Here is a 17,940-nt window from a genome sequence, read left to right as displayed (position 1 = left end):
ACACAGAGCGGTACAATTCAATCAAACTGTATTGGCCGAAAGCAGGTACAATCTGGCAATGTTCAAACAAGCACCAATGTTAAAAACAAACCGCACCGCGCAGGTCATGGAGGCTGTTCGGGCACGGATAGCCTCACGTGCGCTGACCAATGGCGACAGGCTTCCCTCCATACGCGGCTTTGCAGGGATCATGGGAGTTTCGCCCGCCACTGTTGTGGAAGCCTATGACCGGCTTGTGGCGGAAGGGTTGTTGAGGGCCAAGGCAGGTTCCGGGTTCTATGTGTCTGCCAGTGCATTGCTGCCACTTTCTCTGCCTGAGAGTGTGCCGGCTCAGGCGCGTGCGGTGGACCCGTTCTGGGTTTCCCGGCAATCGCTGGATGCCGGGCCTGACACTGCAAAGCCCGGATGTGGCTGGTTGCCGCCCGACTGGATGCCTGCGGAGGCACTGCGGCGGGCCCTGCGCAATGTTGCCCGGGCAGATGCTTCTGTTCTGACGGATTACGCAGCGAGCCACGGCTCCCATGCATTGCGCCGTTTGTTGCTTGCACGTTTGCACGGCGAAGGCATCAACGCTTCGGCAAACCAGCTTTTGCTGTGCGGCTCCGGCACACAGGCCATAGACCTGATCTGCCGCCTGCTGGTCAAACCGGGTGATGCCGTGCTGGTGGATGATCCGTGCTATTTCAATTTTCGCGCTTTGCTGCGGGCACATCAAATCCGCGTGGTCAGCGTACCATATACGCAAAACGGACCGGACATTGCGGCGTTTGAAACCGTGCTGGCAACGGAACGGCCCAGGCTCTACATCACCAACTCGGCACTTCATAATCCTACGGGTGCAACGCTTTCAGCCCATAATGCGCATTTGCTGCTGAATGCCGCGGCCAGCCATGATCTGACTGTGGTCGAGGATGATATATTTGCCGACTTTGAACCGGAGCCCACAATCCGGCTGGCAGCGCTGGATGGCCTGAACCGCGTTATCCGCATTGGCAGCTTTTCCAAAACGCTTTCTGCCTCTTTGCGCTGCGGCTATATTGCCGCGCGCCCGGAATGGATTGCCGAACTGGCAGATGTGCAGGTGGCGACGAGTTTTGGCGGTCCAAGCCCTGTCATAACAGATGTGATTGCCAATGTTCTATCAGGCGGTTTCTATCGCAAACATATGGAAGACCTTCGCCAGCGGCTGTTGAAAAAACAGCATGAAGTTGCGACGAAGCTCAGATCCATTGGCATTGAACCATGGCTGATGCCACGCGGCGGATTTTACCTGTGGTGCCGGCTGCCGAAAGGCTGTGACTCGGCGGATATTGCCCGCCTGGCGCTTGAACATGACATCGTGCTGGCTCCGGGAAATGTTTTCAGCGCGGCGCAAACCTCAGCAGACTTCATGCGGTTTAACAGTGCCCAGTGCGATGACCCTCGCTTCTGGCAGGTCCTGGCGCAGGCAGTGCAAGCAGGCAGAGCGCAACCAACAAGTGTTGAGTCGAAGCACGGCTAAACCAGAAATTGCATCTCGATCAGGGTTTCATTGACGCATTCCACCAAGGCGCGCCCTGCCGCAGTCAGTCCGTCAGAGCGGTGCACCAGAAATATTGCCACCGGTTGCACCGGCGGGAATGTTTCCAGAATTCTCAACCTGCCGGCGGTGACTGCCTCTTCAATCATCGGAACAGGCATTATACCGACCCCGGTTCCGGCCTCTATCAGCTTTGCCTGAATTGCAACGCTGGAGCAGATATCGAGCTGGGCGGGGTTAAGCCCGTCCGAGGCAAACCAGCGAACAACCTGGCGATAGCCTATGGTTCCCGGCTGGTTGGCAATAATGCGTATTCGCGCAAGTGTGTTGGGCGTCACCACGCCCGAAAGATCGAAACTGGTTGATGCAACCCAGGCCGTAGGCTGCAGCCCAAGGTAGACATAGGTAAAACCCTCGATCTCATGCGGCTCAACCAGAAACGCCAGATCGAGCCGACTGTTCTGCAGCGCTGGTTCAATGGACGAACTGGTTGCAACGGTCAGTTCCGGGTGAATGTCCGGATATGTTTTGTGCAGCCTTTCGATAATCCGCGGCAGACATGCCATGGCAAAGCCTTCGGCAAATCCAACTTTCAGCACACCTGCAATGTTGGTGGATGCGGTTGAACTCAACTGATCAACCGCGTCCAGCACATTGTGCGCGCCCCTCAACAACTCACGCGTGCGCTGGGTGGGATACAGTTTCCTGCCTGATCGCTCAAACAGCGGGCCGCCAATATTGCTCTCAAATTCTTTCAGGCGCAGGGAAACAGCGGGCTGCGACAAAGACAGCCGATCGGCAGCCTTCTGCACAGAGCCTAGCGTGGCTGTCCAGAAAAACGCTTCGATCTGTTGAAGTGTGGGCCGATTCATTTGAAAATCTTATAAGATTTTCCTCGAAATTCAAATTGGACCCAGTGATCCAAATGAAATAAACCGCCCGTGATCGGGAGGACATGTAAGCCAGTGCCAAGCATCATTACATCTATCGAAGGTTTTTCGCTTTCCTGCGACCTGCCAAACCGCGTCGGCAATGCTCGCGTCATGTTCGAAAAGCGCACATCGCTACTGGTGCGTGTGCGAACGGACGATGGTCATGTCGGGTGGGGCGAATGCTGGGCATATGCGGATGCTGTCAGCGAGATGATCCGCGCTCGTCTGGGGCCCGCTTTGATTGGCGCTGACGTAACGCTGCCCAGTGCAGCCATTGCGCCTTTGTTTGGCTTTGCAGCACAGGACCGGCGTGGCCTGCACCATATGGCCATCAGTGCGCTGGACATTGCCCTGTGGGATGCCTTCGGGCGCGTTGCGGGCCGTCCCATTCACGCGCTGCTTGGCGGCGCGCGTCGCAAATCTGTCCAGGCCTATGCCAGTGGTCCGCTTCTTCGCGAGGGCAACCCATATGCCGACCTGGATGAAGCCCTGGCCAGTTATGTTGAACAGGGGTTCCGCGCATTCAAGCTGCGCATCGGCATCGATCGGCAGCGGGACGTGGCCGCTTTGCGCCGCGCCCGTGACATCATTGGCCCGGACGCAATGCTGATGGCAGACATGAATGAGGCCGGAACCGTCAAGGAAGCCATCGGGCTGATGCGCCAGATCGAGGATCTGGAGCTTGCCTGGCTGGAAGAGCCGGTTCCACATGACAATTTTCCCGCCTATGTCAGGCTGGCCCAACAACTTCCAGTGGCACTTTCCGGCGGAGAGTCTCTTTACGGCCTGGCCGCTTTCCGCGATGTGCTTTCGCAAGGCGGGTTGGAGATAGTGCAGCCGGACCTTGCACTGTGTGGCGGCTTCACCGAGGCGCGAAAGATTGCGGCCTTGGCCGAGGCATTTGGTGTGCCGACAGTGCCGCATGTTTGGGGAGCGGGCGTGAACTACCTTGCATCCCTGCATTTCACTTCGACGCTGCCAGTGCAGCGTATGGGCCGCTTTACCTATCCGCTGCATGAAATTGATGTGGGCTACAACCCGCTGCGCGAGTGCATTGCAGCCATTGAGCTTGATGAAAATGGCCATGTTGCCGTGCCGCAGGGTCCGGGGCTGGGTGTTGATATCGATGTGTCGGATTTTGAAGAGTTTATTGTGGATCGCTGGACGATCTGAAGACGACCGGGGAGGACTGAAAAAATGAAAATGCAATTGATGGTGTCGGCACTGGCTTTGATGCTGGGCAGCGGAGTGGCACAGGCGCAGACCGTGTTCAATCTTGGTTTCATTGGCGGCCCTGCTGCACCGGAAACGATTGGTATTGGCCAGTTTGCTGATGAAATAGCCGAGAAGACCGAGGGTCGTTACAAGATCCAGCTACAGGGCGCTGGCGCTCTTGGTGGTGATCGTGATGTCATCGAAGGTGTGCAGTTTGGCACCATCGAAATGACCATGTCATCCACTTCCGTTGTCGCAAATTTCGCTCCGGAATTCACCGTGTTCGACGTTCCATTTCTGTTTCGCGATTTCGATCATGCGCAGGAAGTGTTCAACGGGCCGCTGGGTCAGGAAATTCTTGACACGCTGCCAGATGCTGGCTTCGTCGGCCTGGCTGCTGGCGGTATCGGGTTCAGGCAGCTCACCAACAGTGTTCGCCCGGTAACCACTGCTGCTGATGTGGCCAATCTGAAAATTCGCACACAGCAGAATGACCTGCATCTTCAGGCGTGGGAAGCTCTGGGCACTTTGCCAACGCCAATGGCGGTTACCGAAGTGTATTCGGCTCTGCAGCAGGGCGTTGTTGACGGACAGGAAAACCCGATCGGGGCGATCATCAACAATCGCTTCGGTGAAGTTCAGAAATATATGAGCATCACCGACCATGCCTTTACGCCGATTGTGGTGCTGATCAACCCCGGCATCTATGACAGCCTGTCGGATGAAGATAAGCAGATTTTCCGTGAAGCCGCAGTGAATGCCATGGCGCGAACCAAGGACGAAGTTGCCAAGGTACAGGAAACCGGTCTCGATACGCTGAGAAGCCTTGGTGTGGAGATTCAGGAAGATGTGGACGGCGACAGCTTCCGCGAAAAGCTTGCGCCAACATTTGAGCAGTTGAGCACGCGCTTCGGTGAAAAGCTGGATGCAATTCGAAGTGTGGGGCAATGAGCGCCACCAACATACGCTCGCTGTTTCTCTGCAGCGAGCGCCTGCTCAACAGAGCTGTGGTAACGGGCGCGGCGCTGATGCTGGTGGTGGCGTCCGCGGCGGCGCTTTTCCAGGTGTTCAGCCGGTTTGTGCTGCATGTTCCGGCGCACTGGTCAGAGCCGATGATCAAAATATCGCTGATCTGGATGGTGTATCTGGGGTTGATGGCCGGTGCCCGGACGGGAACCATGATTGCGGTCGATTTCGTTTTTGACATGACAAAAGGTCGATTTCGCACGCTCATGCGCGCAATGATCCTGGTTGCCATGTTGATCGTGCTTGTCGTGCTTTTCTACAATGGCTGGCGCGCAGTTTACATGGTGCGAAATCAGACAATCGCAGGCCTGGGTCTTTCTGCATCGTGGGTCTATGCGGCCATACCAATCGGTGCGGGGTTCGCCGCTTTGGCGGCAATTGCCCACTTTATCGATCCCCACACAAAAACCGACAGCGCTGAAGCGCTTTGATCCGAGGTTGCAATGCTTCCTGTTATGATTTCCACGATGACGCTTTTTATGCTCATCGGCATTCCGGTTGCAATCGCGATTGGCTTGGCAAGCCTGATTGGGATCAGCGGGTTCACGTCTCTGCCAATGGTTTTGTTTCCTCAACAAGCCTTTGTTGCGCTGGATAAATTTCCTCTTGCCGCCATCCCGTTTTTCATCCTGGCGGGCAATCTCATGGCGGCGGGTGGCATCTCCCGCCGGCTTGTGGAACTGGTTGAGTGCTGCGTGCACTCAATCCGTGGCGGTATTCTGCTGACATGCGTGTTCACGGCACTGATTTTCGGTGCAGTGTCCGGGTCCAGCGTGGCAACAACACTGGCAATTGGTGCAGTGTTGATCCCGGCCATGGTCAAGCGTGGCTACCCGATTGGCTTTGCTGCCGCGCTGCAGGCAACATCGGCAGAATTGTCGGTGCTGATACCGCCGTCAATTCCAATGATCATTTACGGCTTGTCCGCCAACGTATCGGTGGGAGACCTGTTTCTTGCAGGTATTGGGCCAGGCATTCTTGTGGCGGTGGCGCTGAGCGTGTTTGTGCTCATCTACACGCGCTATAAGGGCTTTGTTGAAGTGCGTGCCGAAAAGCGGCCTCCGTTCTTTCCGGCACTTAAGGGTGCAAGCCTTGCGCTGCTGATGCCCATCATCGTGCTGGGCGGCATTTACGGCGGCGTGTTCACACCCACTGAAGCGTCCGTTATCGCCGTCGGGTATTCACTGGCAGTTTCACTGATCTACCGTGAATTGAGCATGTCGCAATTTGGTGAGGTCATCAGGAAATCGGCGATTTCGTCGGCTATCGTCATGTTCATCATTTCGATGGCGGGCGTGTTCTCGTTTGTCCTGACACGGGCAGGGGTGCCGGCAGCAATCGGTGCCTGGATCGTCGAAACCTTCACCTCACCAATAAGCTTCTTGATAGCGGTGAACATCTTCCTGTTCATCATGGGAATGTTTGTTGAAACGTCGGCATCCATCGTGGTTCTGGGTCCAATTCTGGCACCGGTAGCGGTGCATTACGGAATTGATCCGATCCATTTCGGCATGGTCATGATTTTCAATCTGGCGATGGGCATGATTACGCCGCCACTTGGGGTGAATCTTTTCGCCGCCTGCGCAGTCGCCAATATCGGGATTGAAAAAATGATTCCCTATCTGGTGCCTCTGGTCGGGGTCATCATCTTCTGTCTGGGTCTTGTGACATTTATCCCAAGCATATCGCTGTTTCTCGTACGATAGAAACCAGCCAGTAAACTCAAACGCCGCCGCCCTGTTGCCGGGGCGGCAGCGTTTTTTTTACGTTGCATCGCTGCGCTGGCGAGGTTTCAGTCCGCCATGGGGTCGTGGCCCCAATTCATCAGCGAATGCCGCCAGGTTGAATTTTCGAGGTCTTCTTTCGGTCCACCCTGGGCCAGATGGCGGTGAACATATCCAACCACCTTGCGCATATGGGCATAATCGTCGTCGGTAAGGTCTGTTTTGTGCTTGTGCTTGATCTCGACAATCCGGCGACCTGAATGGCGCCCGATCGTTTCCCCGCCATCATCGCCCGACCATCCGGCGGCCTTGCTCTCGTCTGTTTCAAGCCATTTCTGCAGTTTGGATGGGGTCATGTTGACCGCCTCGGTAAACTCTGTCCAAACCTTCTCCCGGTCAATGGGCGTTCCGCTCATCCTGTCGTTCCCGGCACGGCTCCCCCGGTTCGCACATCCATGCGCCCGTTTTCTTCACCGTCCCAATATTCCAGCGTGCGCGCGGAAACTTTGATCAGCAAAATGCCGGGCGTGTCCACACCGTCCGGAAACCAGCGATCGAGGTCCTTTACCCAATGCGCTTCGAACTGGGCTTTGTCACGGACCAGGATGGCTTCGCCTTCTACCGCGATAAAAATTCCCGGCTTTCCCAGAAGGCTCGGCGGCGCGGTGAAGGTCAGGGAAACATCAGGGGTACGTTGTATATCGCCGACTTTTTCAGTGTCTTCATATGTGAAGAACCATGAGTCGCCGTCATACTCTACGTCGCCATTGTTGCTCATCGGCCGGGTGTTGATCCTGCCACGTCCGCCAACCGTGTTGAGCATGCAGAAGTCAATCTTGCCAAGCTTCTCTGAAAGCTCTTCCATTGTTAAATCGGTCATCAGAATCTCCTGGATTGGAAGCTACTGATAACCATTCCTCTTATGCGTTAGTTCCGAGTGGCGGTGACTGCATCAGGCGTAAAATTGTCGCGTGTAAAATCCGGTTTGGGATATAGTCTGCGGTTTCGCATCAGTACCGCTGGGTGAAGAGTGGAATTGGAACAGTGCTGGCTGCCTTTGGCTTCCGGCTTATATTGGAGACACTGCCGTGAGTGAAATTCAGCCGGGGCCGAAAATCAACCAGGCCATGCGAACTGATATTCAGAATTCGGTTCTATGCTGGCTGGCAACGGTCGATTCATCTGGTACGCCGAACGTCACGCCCAAAGAGATTTTCTCATCTTATGGTGATGATCGTATCGTTGTGGCGGACATCGCATCGACGAATACGGTGCGCAATATTCGGTCGCATCCAACGGTCTGCGTGAGCTTTATCGACATATTCCGTCAACGCGGCTTCAAGGTTGTCGGGTCGGCGACCATTATCGGGCCGGAAGAGCCCGATTTCGCGATTGTCGGGGCAGATTTGCTGCGATTGGCTGGAGTGGATTTCCCCATCCGCCATGTGATTTCAATTCATATGGAACGCGTATCGAGAATCTGGGCACCGAGTTACGCGCTCTTTCCAGATCGTACAGAGGAAGAGCGGATTCAGGTTGCCTATGACACCTACGGCGTTGTAGCAGCAGGGTAACTGAATTGTATGACGTTGCGGGTTTCGCTTCAGGCTGGTGGGGTGCTCCGCTTGAAACATTTCATCGGATGGTCTAGCTAAAGTTCATGGCTTTGCCACGGGGTCTGGCTATACGCTGACCGCCTTGAGGGACCTTCGGGTCCCTTAAGTGTTTCTGGGGTTGCACCATTGCTTGTATAGCTCGTCATAGCAAGAGTACTTGACGGCAATTGCTTCGTCCCCTCTGCCTCGTTGATTGATGATAAGCCCTGCCTCCGATAAACAGTCATGTGCTCAAATCGTGCCTGTGCCAAAAACATCCATAAAAAATATTAGATGTGGCTGTTCGTAGTTCACGTACGTTTTCCATCATGGGCGGACTCATTCGCACTTCTGCAAAATCACAAGTTGCTGCTTAGTGCGAGTGCTAACAAGAATCTGTTGAGCACCTCCGCCATACCGGCGAAAGTGCTCAAAATTCGCATCTTAAGATGCTCTCAGCATAGTTAATGCTGTTTGGGATCCAACTCAGACCCTTTACCTACAAGCGCATCAGCTGCAGCCGGATGTCGAGCCGCAGGTGTCGCACTTCAGGCATGTGCCGTTGCGCACCATGGTGAAGTTGTTGCACTCCGAGCAGCTTTCGCCCGTGTAGCCCTTCATCAATGCTTCTGCGCGTCGTGCAGCCGTTTTGTTGCCCGTAACATTGGCAACTTCACGCTCTGTCACCCGGCCTTCCACCGGCTGGTCAAACAGCCCCTGTGCTGGTGAAACATCCTCAATCGGTGCTGGTTCAGACAGCGGCTCAAGTTCAAAATCGCGCTTGAAAGCCGTTGCCGCGCCACCACCAACAATAACCGGGCGCGAAGTGCTGCTGATCACCGTTGTTGTGCTGCGAACCGTGGCTGTCGCCGGTGCTGACGGGCGAGGCGGTGTTACCGTTGCTGAACCTGCTGGCTCTGCTGATGCAACTACGCGGAACTTCGACGTGTTGCCACGCACCATGCCGTGCGATACCGGCAGGTTTGCGGGCTTGTCGCCCTGGACGCCCCTGCCAACCGTGGAAGCATTCAGGTCGTCCGGCTGCACATGCGCCAGATCGTGACGGCCGAGATAGGATACCGCCAACTCACGGAACACATAATCCAGAATGGATGTTGCGTTCTTGATCAGTTCATTGCCCTGCACCATGCCCGCCGGCTCAAACCGGGTGAAGGTGAACGCATCCACATATTCTTCCAGCGGCACGCCAAATTGCAGGCCGAGCGAAATGGCAATGGCAAAGTTGTTCATCATTGCCCGGAAAGCAGCGCCTTCCTTGTGCATATCAATGAAGATTTCGCCCAGACGCCCGTCGTCAAACTCACCCGTGCGCAGATAAACCTTATGCCCGCCGACAATAGCCTTTTGCGTATAGCCCTTGCGCCGGTTTGGCAGTTTTTCCCGCTCACGGATGACCCGTTCAACAATGCGCTCGACAATGCGTTCTGCAACTTCAGCCGCCTGCGCCGCTGCCGGTGCCGAAATCAGCGCCTCTGTTGCCTCTGCAATGATATCGTCGTCTTCATCCTCATCATCCGCAATCAGCGATGCGTTCAGCGGCTGCGACAGTTTTGAGCCATCGCGGTACAGCGCATTTGCCTTCAAAGCCAGCTTCCATGAAAGCATGTAAGCGGCGTTGCAATCCTCCACGCTGGCATCATTGGGCATGTTGATTGTTTTGGAAATCGCACCTGAAATGAACGGCTGCGAGGCCGCCATCATCCGAATGTGGCTGTCTACCGACAATGACCGCTTGCCAATGCGTCCGCATGGATTGGCGCAATCAAACACCGGCAGATGCTCATCCTTCAGGAATGGCGCGCCTTCCAGCGTCATGGCGCCGCAAACGTGAATGTTGGCAGCTTCAATATCCTTGCGGCTGAAGCCCAGGAACGGCAGAAGCTCAAACGAAAAATCGTTCAGGTCTTCGTCTGAAACGCCCAGCTTTTCGCGGCAGAAATCTTCGCCCAATGTCCACTTGTTGAACACGAACTTGATGTCAAAGGCGCTGCCAAGTGCGGCATTCAGCGCTTCAATCTGCTCATCACCAAAGCCCTTGGCGCGCAAAGTGCCGGGGTTGATGGCCGGTGCCTGATTGAGGTTGCCGTGACCGACGGCATAAGCCTCGATCTCGCCAATCTGGTTTTCCGCATAGCCAAGCGAACGCAGCGCATCCGGCACGGCGCGGTTGATGATTTTGAAGTAGCCGCCGCCGGCCAGCTTCTTGAACTTGACGAGTGCAAAGTCAGGCTCAATGCCGGTCGTGTCACAATCCATCACCAGACCAATGGTGCCGGTGGGCGCAATGACCGAAACCTGCGCATTGCGGAAGCCGTTTTTCTGGCCAAGTTCCAGCGCCTCTGTCCACACCGCTTTTGCACGGATGGAAAGCTGCTTGTCTGCCAGCGAGGCATGGTCCAGCGGAACCGGGTCCACCGAAAGCCCCTCGTAACCATTGGCAATGCCTTGGGCTGCGCGCGAATGGTTGCGGATAACCCGCAACATGCCTTCCGCATTGCGCTCATAATCCGGGAAGGCACCCAGAACGCCGGCAATTTCCGCCGAGGTTTTGTAAGCCACACCGGTCATGATGGCCGAAAGTGCAGCGCAGATGGCGCGGCCTTCGGCTGAAGAATAAGGAATGCCGTTTGTCATCAGCAGGCCGCCTATATTGGCAAAGCCCAGACCCAAAGTGCGGTAGTCATATGAGCGCTGGGCAATTTCCTTCGATGGGAACTGCGCCATCAGAACCGAAACTTCCAGAACCAGCGTCCACAGCCGGGTTGCGTGCTCGTAATTTTCAATATCGAAAACGCCGTCTGCCTTGCGGAACTGCAAAAGGTTCAAAGATGCAAGGTTACAAGCCGTGTCATCCAGAAACATATATTCCGAGCACGGATTGGAGGCGCGGATTTCGCCAGCCGCAGCACAAGTGTGCCAGTCGTTGATGGTGGTGTGATACTGGATGCCCGGATCTGCCGATGCCCATGCGGCATAGCCGATCTGGTCCCACAATTCCCGTGCTTTCAACGTGCGGGTAACTTTGCCCGTGGTGCGGCCAATCAGGTTCCAGTCGCCATCTTCTTCCACGGCCTGCAGGAAAGTGTCGGTAACACGAACTGAGTTGTTGGAGTTTTGACCAGCCACGGTGAGATAGGCTTCGGAATCCCAATCGGTGTTGTACACCGGAAACTCAATGTCGGTGAAACCCTGCTGGGCAAACTGGATAACGCGCTTGATATAGTTTTCCGGCACCTGCGCCTTTTTAGCGTCGCGCACTGCGCGCTTGAGGGCAGGGTTCTTCATCGGGTCAAAGCAATCATCCCCGGAGCCTTCGCAATTGACGCAGGCCGAGAGAATGCTTTTCAGATGCTTTGAAACCACCTTGGAACCGGTGACGAGAGCCGCCACCTTTTCTTCTTCGCGCACTTTCCACTGGATATAGGCTTCAATATCCGGGTGATCGATATCCACAACCACCATTTTGGCGGCGCGGCGTGTTGTGCCGCCAGACTTGATGGCACCGGCTGCGCGGTCACCAATCTTCAAAAAGCTCATCAGGCCGGATGACTTGCCGCCGCCGGAAAGCTTTTCGCCTTCACCACGCAGCGAGGAAAAGTTGGAGCCGGTGCCGGAGCCATATTTGAACAAACGCGCTTCACGAACCCACAGGTCCATGATGCCGCCTTCATTGACCAGATCATCGCTGACCGACTGAATGAAGCAGGCATGCGGCTGCGGATGCTCGTAGGAAGAGGTGGAGCGCGTCAATTCGCCGGTCTGATAGTCAACATAGAAGTGGCCCTGACCCGGCCCGTCAATGCCATAGGCCCAGTGCAGGCCGGTGTTGAACCATTGCGGAGAGTTGGGAGCAACCTTCTGGGTGGCGAGCATGAAGGCCAGTTCGTCGCGAAAGGCGAGGGCGTCTTCCTCATCCGCGAAATAGCCGCCTTTCCAGCCCCAGTAGGTCCAGGTGCCGGCCAAACGGTCGAACACCTGGCGGGCATCCATTTCAGAACCGCGACGTTCTGCCTCTGGCAGCTTGGCCAGCCGCGACTCATCCGCAACCGAACGCCACAGCCATGAAGGAACGCCGTTTTCCTCAACCTTTTTCAGGTGCTTGGGAACGCCCGCCTTGCGGAAATATTTCTGCGCCAGAATATCGCTGGCAACCTGGCTGTACTGCGCAGGAACATCAATGCCTTCAAGCCGAAACACAACCGAACCATCCGGGTTGCGAATCTCGCTCGTCGCCTTTCGAAATTCCACATTTTCGTAGGCGCCTTGCCCCGCTTTTGTGTAGCGACGTTCGATCTTCATGCCCATGACCCGACCCCCTTGGAAACCGTTGAACCGCAGCGCAAATCCGTGCATTGCACCCTGCGCTGAGACTCACACAATGTCCGACAATGATTAACTAAACCTTGTGTCTATGAACACAGGAACCCCCTATATATAGATTTTTCGCATCCATTTGGGGAGAGGCTTTTTTACTTTTTTAACAGCCGAAACAAAAAAGCACGGCTGCAACAGCGCCATTTCCTCTGCTCAAACCACGCTAAACCCTGATGGCGCGGGCCTCAATCTATTTGATGAGGCAGATGGAAAATTGACTCGGCAATCAACAGAAAAATAACTCTGCCTGTGAACAACGGGGATGGCGATTTTTTTGGCTTGGCAGTGCTTTGTGCGTGTCATCCGCCGCATCGGCCGGGCAATACCAGAATCATCATTGCGTATTGATATAGATGTATTGACGCGGCTGGTTGTTCTAAAATACCCTGCGCTGTGGGAGCTTATGGCTTCCACTAACGGCCGAACGAGGTGTTAGCGCACCCCGCCCGGCCTGACCACACAACGCTTAAAAGGAGCGCTCCATGGCTAAAATCCTCTATACAACCTCAAACCCCCGTCGCGAAGTCCACTTCGCACACATTGCGCGAAAGGGTCATGAATGACCTGCGTGGTTCTGGTTGATGGCCGCGTTTTCCATTTGCCGGGTGCCCCCTATGTCACTGACAGCACGAGCGAAATTATCGCCCCACCCGATGCGGAGCTTACCGCATTGGTGCCATTGATTCCCGATGCTGACCTGCTGCTGTTGATCCGGCGGCTGGTGATGGGCGTACACCGACGTCGATTCGACTCGCGCTGGAAGGTGGTCAACCGCAGTCGGCTCAAACTGGCACGGCTTTGCATTGACCGGGCTCTATCGGCTTAATCCACAGCGCCTTTCGCACAACGTATCAGCGTGGTCTTTTGCCAGTTCGGTAGCGGGTCATACTGATACGTTTTCGGAAAAAATATTCAGATTTTCACACTACATACGCGCTGTCCGCACATGCCGACAGACCGGACATGAAACCTTGTTTTCACCAGGGTCAGTGCCAATCAACTGATATGCAACCGGGGGCCATTTGCACATATATTGATATGCAACTGCCCTGGAAATGCCCGTCGGACGACCGCCAACAAACCAATCCTTAGCGGATTGTCACCTACAAATAGCGTTTTGGAAAAGCGGAATGTGGTGAGCGCGCAGGGATTCGAACCCTGGACCCCATGATTAAAAGTCACGTGCTCTACCAACTGAGCTACGCGCTCTCACCCTCGTATCTCCCGAGGGAGTAGCGATCTGGCGCGGAACATAAAAAGAGGAATGGCCCACGTCAATCACCTCAAACAAGGTTTTTTGTGCATTTGCCCAAGTTTTATGGAATTTGCGGTTCAGCAATGTCCGGGGTAAGAACCGCGAGAGCCAATAAAGTCACGAAAAAGCGCGCTTTTTCGTTTCAGTGAAATGCGTAAATGCTCCAAGGGGTTTGCACGTGCTTTCGGAACTCTCCTACCCAACAGCGATTCTGGCCGGTTCGCTGTCTTTTCTGTCGCCATGCGTGCTGCCGCTTGTGCCGCCATATCTGTGCTACATGGCGGGCGTTTCGGTAGACGATCTGCGTGACGGCACGGCAGAATCGACAAAATTGCAGGGCAGGGTTGTTCTATCCGCTGTCATTTTCGTGCTCGGCTTCACCACGGTGTTTGTGCTCCTGGGCGCTGGCGCTTCCAGCGTCGGGCAGTTGCTGCGCCGGAATATGGATTGGCTGGCCATTGTCGCGGGTGTTGGCATCATCATCATGGGGCTGAATTATCTGGGCGTTCTGCGGCTCAGCTTTCTCTCTCGAGAAATGCGCGTTGCCGCGCCAGACAAGCCGCGCAATTTTTTCGGCGCATATTTGATGGGGCTGGCTTTCGCCTTTGGGTGGACCCCCTGCATCGGCCCGGTGCTGGGCGCCATTCTGGGCGTGGCGGGCACACAGCAAACGGTTGGGCAGGGCGCGGTGCTGCTGGCCTTTTATTCCGCCGGGCTTGGCATTCCATTCATCCTGGCCGCCGTATTTTCCGGTTTTTTCCTCAAGGCTCTGGCCAGTTTAAGAAATTACTATGGCGTGGTGCAAAAGGTCATGGGCGGGCTTCTGGTGGCAACCGGTGTCCTGTTTATAACCGGCGGAATGCAGGCCATGTCTTTCTGGCTGCTCGAAACCTTTCCCTCGCTTCAGTTTATCGGCTAAAGCCTTGGCCGCAAAATCTGGCTTACGGACCAACATATGAAACGTACCTGCCTATCCATCATACTCGCTGCGGGCGAAGGCACGCGCATGCGATCCGCCAGATCCAAAGTGTTGCACACGGTGGCTGGCCTGCCATTGGTGGGCCATGCGGCGGCGGCGGCGGTCAGTGCCGGGGCGGAAAGGCTGGCGCTTGTTACCGGGCGTGATGCCGGCGATGTTGAAAAGGCAGTTGCTGCCCTGCACCCGGATGCAAAATTCTATCATCAAGCCGAAAGGCTGGGCACCGCCCATGCCGTTCTGGCCGCCGGCGCAGAGCTGGACCACGGCTTTGACGATGTGCTGGTGCTGTTTGGCGACACGCCATTGCTGTTGCCGGAAACCCTGCTGAGCGCGCGGGCCGCGCTGGCCGAGGGCGCGGCTGTGGCCGTGCTTGGGTTTCACACGGCAAATCCTGGCAGCTATGGCCGGTTGATTCTGCAGAATGGCCAGCTCACCGCCATTCGCGAGTTTAAAGATGCGAGCGATGAGGAAAAGCAGATCGGCTTTTGCAATGGCGGCATCATGGCTCTGGCCGGTGCGCATGCCGCGCGGCTTTTGCGCAGCATTGGCAATGCCAACAGCAAGGGCGAATACTACCTGACCGATATTGTGGAACTGGCCCACGCAGAAGGTTTGCGCGTTACTGCGCTGGAAGCTTCCGAGACCGAGCTTCTGGGGGTCAATACGCCGGTGGAGCTGGCAGAAGCAGAAGCCCGCTGGCAGGCCCGGCGTCGGGAAGAGTTCATGTTTGCCGGCGTTTCCATGATGGATCCGGCCAGTGTGTTTCTGGCATATGACACACAGATTGCCGCTGGTTGCCGGCTGGAGCCGAACATCGTGTTTGGCCCCGGCGTCAGCGTGGGTGAAAACACGTCAATTCGGGCCTTCTGCCACATAGAGGGTGCCAGCATTGCCGACAATGTGGAAATCGGGCCGTTCGCCAGGCTTCGCCCAGGCACTAAGCTGGCGGATAACACCAAGGTTGGCAATTTCTGCGAAACCAAAAATGCCAGTGTTGAGACGGGCGCCAAGATCAACCACCTGTCCTATATTGGAGATGCGCGCATTGGCGCTGGCGCAAATGTCGGCGCGGGCACCATTACCTGCAATTATGATGGTGTGCTGAAGCACTTTACCGATATTGGCGCAGGGGCGTTCGTGGGCTCCAATTCCGCGCTTGTCGCCCCGCTGTCAATTGGCGATGGCGCTTACATTGCTTCCGGCAGTGTCGTTACGCTTGATGTGCCTGCGGATGCACTGGCGATAGGTCGCGGCCAGCAGGTTATAAAGCCGGACAGGGGGCGGGCTATTCGAGAGCGGAACCTGGCGGCAAAGGCCGCAAAAATGGCCGCTTCGGGAAAGTAATGCCTGCCTGTTGATACGTCATGTTTCGACATCAAATGTGACACCGCTAATTGAATGAAATTTGATAATCATACTGCAACGCAGCATCTGTCCGGCGTTTGAGGAGTTTTTTATGTGCGGAATTATCGGTATTATCAGCCACACGCCGGTTGCATCCAGATTGGTGGATTCGCTGAAACGGCTGGAATATCGCGGTTATGATTCCGCAGGAATTGCCACGCTTGATGCTGGGCAGTTGCAGCGTGTGCGTGCTGAAGGCAAGCTTAAAAATCTGGAGTCCCGGCTGGATGGAGAGCCAATTGCCGGAACCATCGGCATTGGCCACACACGCTGGGCTACGCATGGCGCGCCAACGGTAGCCAATGCACACCCGCATGCCACCGCACGTCTGGCGGTGGTGCACAACGGCATTATCGAAAACTTTCGCGAGTTGAAGGCAGAGTTGCAGGCCGACGGCTATAGCTTTGAAAGCGAAACAGATACGGAAACTGTTGCCGTGCTGGTAACGCGGGAAATGGACCGTGGTGCTGCCCCGCGTGAGGCGGTTGCCAATGTTCTGGGCAAGCTGGAAGGTGCGTTTTCGCTGGCCTTTCTGTTCAAGGGTGAAGAAAACCTGCTCATTGGCGCGCGCCGGGGCAGCCCGTTGGCAATTGGCGTTGGCCGGGGCGAAATGTTCCTGGGTTCCGACGCCATTGCGCTTTCGCCCTTTACCGATGAAGTGCGCTATCTGGCAGATGGCGATTGGACCATTCTGACGCATGATGCCGCCGAAATCTTTGACGAAGACGGCAATCCGGTAGACAGGCCGGTGACTGTTTCCGCAGGTAAGCCGTTCTATGTGGACAAGGGCAATCATCGCCATTTCATGCAGAAGGAAATGTTCGAGCAGCCGGAAGTGTTGTCCCATACGCTCGGCGCTTACGTTAACATGACGGATGGGCGCACGCGCACGCCAAAGGGGCAGGAGCTGGATTTTACGAAAGTCCGACGCATTGCCTTGTCTGCCTGTGGCACCGGCTACTACGCCGCATTGGTCGGCCGCTACTATTTTGAGCGTTACGCTGGCATTGCATGTGATCTGGATGTGGCTTCCGAGTTTCGCTACCGGGAAAGCCCGTTAAGCGATGTTGATCTTGCGCTCTTCATCTCCCAATCGGGTGAAACTGCCGACACTCTGGCGTCATTGCGCTATGCCAAGTCGCAAGGGTTGAAAACCGCGGCAATCGTCAATGTTCCGGAATCGACGATCGCGCGAGAAGCCGATGTGGTTTTGCCAACTTTGGCCGGGCCAGAGATCGGCGTTGCTTCAACCAAAGCTTTCACATGCCAGCTTATGGCATTGGCAGCATTGGCGGTTCGTGCCGGAGTGGATCGCGGCGTCATCAAGGCTGATGAGGAATTGGAGTTTACCCGCGCGCTGATGGAAGCGCCAAGGCTGGTGAATGAGGCGCTGCACCTGGAAGGTGAGATTGAGCACATTGCCAGAGATTTGGCGACCCAGCACCATGCGCTGTATCTAGGGCGCGGATTCTCTTATCCGTTGGCACTGGAGGGTGCGTTAAAGCTTAAGGAAATCAGCTACATCCACGCCGAAGGTTATGCGGCAGGTGAACTGAAGCATGGCCCGATTGCGTTGATTGATGAAACCATGCAGGTTGTTGTGGTTGCGCCGCATGACCGGGTTTTTGAGAAGACTGTTTCCAACATGCAGGAAGTTGCGGCGCGGGGCGGGCGCATTCTGCTGATCACGGATCATAAGGGCGCGGCTTCGGGCGCTATGGATGGCGCGAGGCTTCTTGTCCTGCCGGATATGCCGGAAATTCTGATACCGATTGTGTTTGCTGTGCCATTGCAGATGCTGGCCTATCATACGGCCGTGCAAATGGGCACTGATGTGGACCAGCCGCGCAATCTGGCAAAATCCGTTACTGTTGAGTAGGCGGTTTGCTCTTGTCA

The 17,940-nt window shown here is 55.7% G+C and carries 14 protein-coding genes and 1 tRNA gene; 10 read left to right on the top strand and 5 right to left on the bottom strand.

The features are described 5' to 3' along the window. The first annotated feature begins 76 nt into the window (after window positions 1-76). Window positions 77-1,501: an aminotransferase-like domain-containing protein gene (locus FPY71_RS08075; RefSeq protein WP_246160202.1), complete on the top strand. Its 1,425-nt coding sequence runs from the start codon at window positions 77-79 to the stop codon at window positions 1,499-1,501. Here FPY71_RS08075 and FPY71_RS08070 read toward each other — a convergent pair. Next, window positions 1,498-2,391 carry a LysR family transcriptional regulator gene (locus tag FPY71_RS08070; protein WP_149299447.1) on the bottom strand — a complete coding sequence of 298 codons (894 nt, stop codon included), beginning with the start codon at window positions 2,389-2,391 and terminating at the stop codon, window positions 1,498-1,500. The genes FPY71_RS08075 and FPY71_RS08070 overlap by 4 nt on opposite strands. Window positions 2,392-2,484: 93 nt before the next feature. On the opposite strand from FPY71_RS08070, the gene FPY71_RS08065 reads away from it, so the two are divergent. The 4 genes from FPY71_RS08065 to FPY71_RS08050 are packed head-to-tail and all read left to right on the top strand — an operon-like array spanning window position 2,485 to window position 6,398. Further along, complete coding sequence (locus FPY71_RS08065) at window positions 2,485-3,624, top strand: mandelate racemase/muconate lactonizing enzyme family protein (RefSeq protein ID WP_149299445.1); 1,140 nt, start codon at window positions 2,485-2,487, stop codon at window positions 3,622-3,624. A 24-nt stretch (window positions 3,625-3,648) separates the two neighbouring features. Continuing rightward, window positions 3,649-4,617 carry a TRAP transporter substrate-binding protein gene (locus FPY71_RS08060; protein WP_149299443.1) on the top strand — a complete coding sequence of 323 codons (969 nt, stop codon included), beginning with the start codon at window positions 3,649-3,651 and terminating at the stop codon, window positions 4,615-4,617. Then, a complete protein-coding gene (locus FPY71_RS08055; protein ID WP_149299441.1) occupies window positions 4,614-5,123 on the top strand; it encodes a TRAP transporter small permease in 510 nt (169 codons plus the stop codon). Before FPY71_RS08060 ends, FPY71_RS08055 begins: the two co-directional genes overlap by 4 nt. 36 nt (window positions 5,124-5,159) lie before the next feature. Further along, the gene (locus tag FPY71_RS08050; RefSeq protein WP_246160200.1) at window positions 5,160-6,398 is read left to right on the top strand and encodes a TRAP transporter large permease; all 1,239 of its coding nucleotides are present in this window, start codon (window positions 5,160-5,162) and stop codon (window positions 6,396-6,398) included. Between the two features lie 86 nt (window positions 6,399-6,484). Here FPY71_RS08050 and FPY71_RS08045 read toward each other — a convergent pair whose 3' ends face one another. Both FPY71_RS08045 and FPY71_RS08040 read right to left on the bottom strand, forming a co-directional pair. Then, complete coding sequence (locus FPY71_RS08045) at window positions 6,485-6,832, bottom strand: DUF3140 domain-containing protein (RefSeq protein WP_149299437.1); 348 nt, start codon at window positions 6,830-6,832, stop codon at window positions 6,485-6,487. Continuing rightward, window positions 6,829-7,296: a pyridoxamine 5'-phosphate oxidase family protein gene (locus FPY71_RS08040; RefSeq protein WP_149299435.1), complete on the bottom strand. Its 468-nt coding sequence runs from the start codon at window positions 7,294-7,296 to the stop codon at window positions 6,829-6,831. The genes FPY71_RS08045 and FPY71_RS08040 overlap by 4 nt, the downstream gene beginning before the upstream one ends. 208 nt (window positions 7,297-7,504) lie before the next feature. Here FPY71_RS08040 and FPY71_RS08035 point away from each other — a divergent pair, with 208 nt between their 5' ends. Further along, on the top strand, window positions 7,505-7,990 hold the full coding sequence (locus tag FPY71_RS08035; RefSeq protein ID WP_210246264.1) for a pyridoxamine 5'-phosphate oxidase family protein: 486 nt from the start codon (window positions 7,505-7,507) through the stop codon (window positions 7,988-7,990). A 531-nt stretch (window positions 7,991-8,521) separates the two neighbouring features. Here FPY71_RS08035 and FPY71_RS08030 read toward each other — a convergent pair. Next, window positions 8,522-12,331, bottom strand: coding sequence for a vitamin B12-dependent ribonucleotide reductase (locus FPY71_RS08030; RefSeq protein ID WP_149300538.1), 3,810 nt, complete (start codon window positions 12,329-12,331; stop codon window positions 8,522-8,524). A gap of 634 nt (window positions 12,332-12,965) precedes the next feature. On the opposite strand from FPY71_RS08030, the gene FPY71_RS08025 reads away from it, so the two are divergent. Further along, window positions 12,966-13,232, top strand: a complete 267-nt coding sequence (locus FPY71_RS08025; RefSeq protein ID WP_149299433.1) for a hypothetical protein — start codon at window positions 12,966-12,968, stop codon at window positions 13,230-13,232. A 307-nt stretch (window positions 13,233-13,539) separates the two neighbouring features. On the opposite strand, the gene FPY71_RS08020 is transcribed toward FPY71_RS08025, so the two are convergent. Then, window positions 13,540-13,615 (bottom strand) — tRNA-Lys (locus FPY71_RS08020). 224 nt (window positions 13,616-13,839) lie between these two features. Here FPY71_RS08020 and FPY71_RS08015 point away from each other — a divergent pair. From FPY71_RS08015 to glmS, 3 genes are all read left to right on the top strand, one after another. Next, window positions 13,840-14,580: a cytochrome c biogenesis CcdA family protein gene (locus FPY71_RS08015; RefSeq protein WP_149299431.1), complete on the top strand. Its 741-nt coding sequence runs from the start codon at window positions 13,840-13,842 to the stop codon at window positions 14,578-14,580. 36 nt (window positions 14,581-14,616) lie between these two features. Further along, window positions 14,617-15,984 (top strand): bifunctional UDP-N-acetylglucosamine diphosphorylase/glucosamine-1-phosphate N-acetyltransferase GlmU, encoded by a 1,368-nt coding sequence (gene glmU / locus FPY71_RS08010; RefSeq protein WP_149299429.1) that lies wholly within the window; start codon window positions 14,617-14,619, stop codon window positions 15,982-15,984. A 112-nt stretch (window positions 15,985-16,096) separates the two neighbouring features. After that, window positions 16,097-17,923: a glutamine--fructose-6-phosphate transaminase (isomerizing) gene (gene glmS / locus FPY71_RS08005; protein WP_149299427.1), complete on the top strand. Its 1,827-nt coding sequence runs from the start codon at window positions 16,097-16,099 to the stop codon at window positions 17,921-17,923. Window positions 17,924-17,940 lie beyond the last annotated feature (17 nt).

The organism is Aureimonas fodinaquatilis (assembly GCF_008369445.1).
Taxonomy (GTDB): domain Bacteria; phylum Pseudomonadota; class Alphaproteobacteria; order Rhizobiales; family Rhizobiaceae; genus Aureimonas; species Aureimonas fodinaquatilis.
This window is presented reverse-complemented; position numbering and strand designations above follow the sequence as displayed.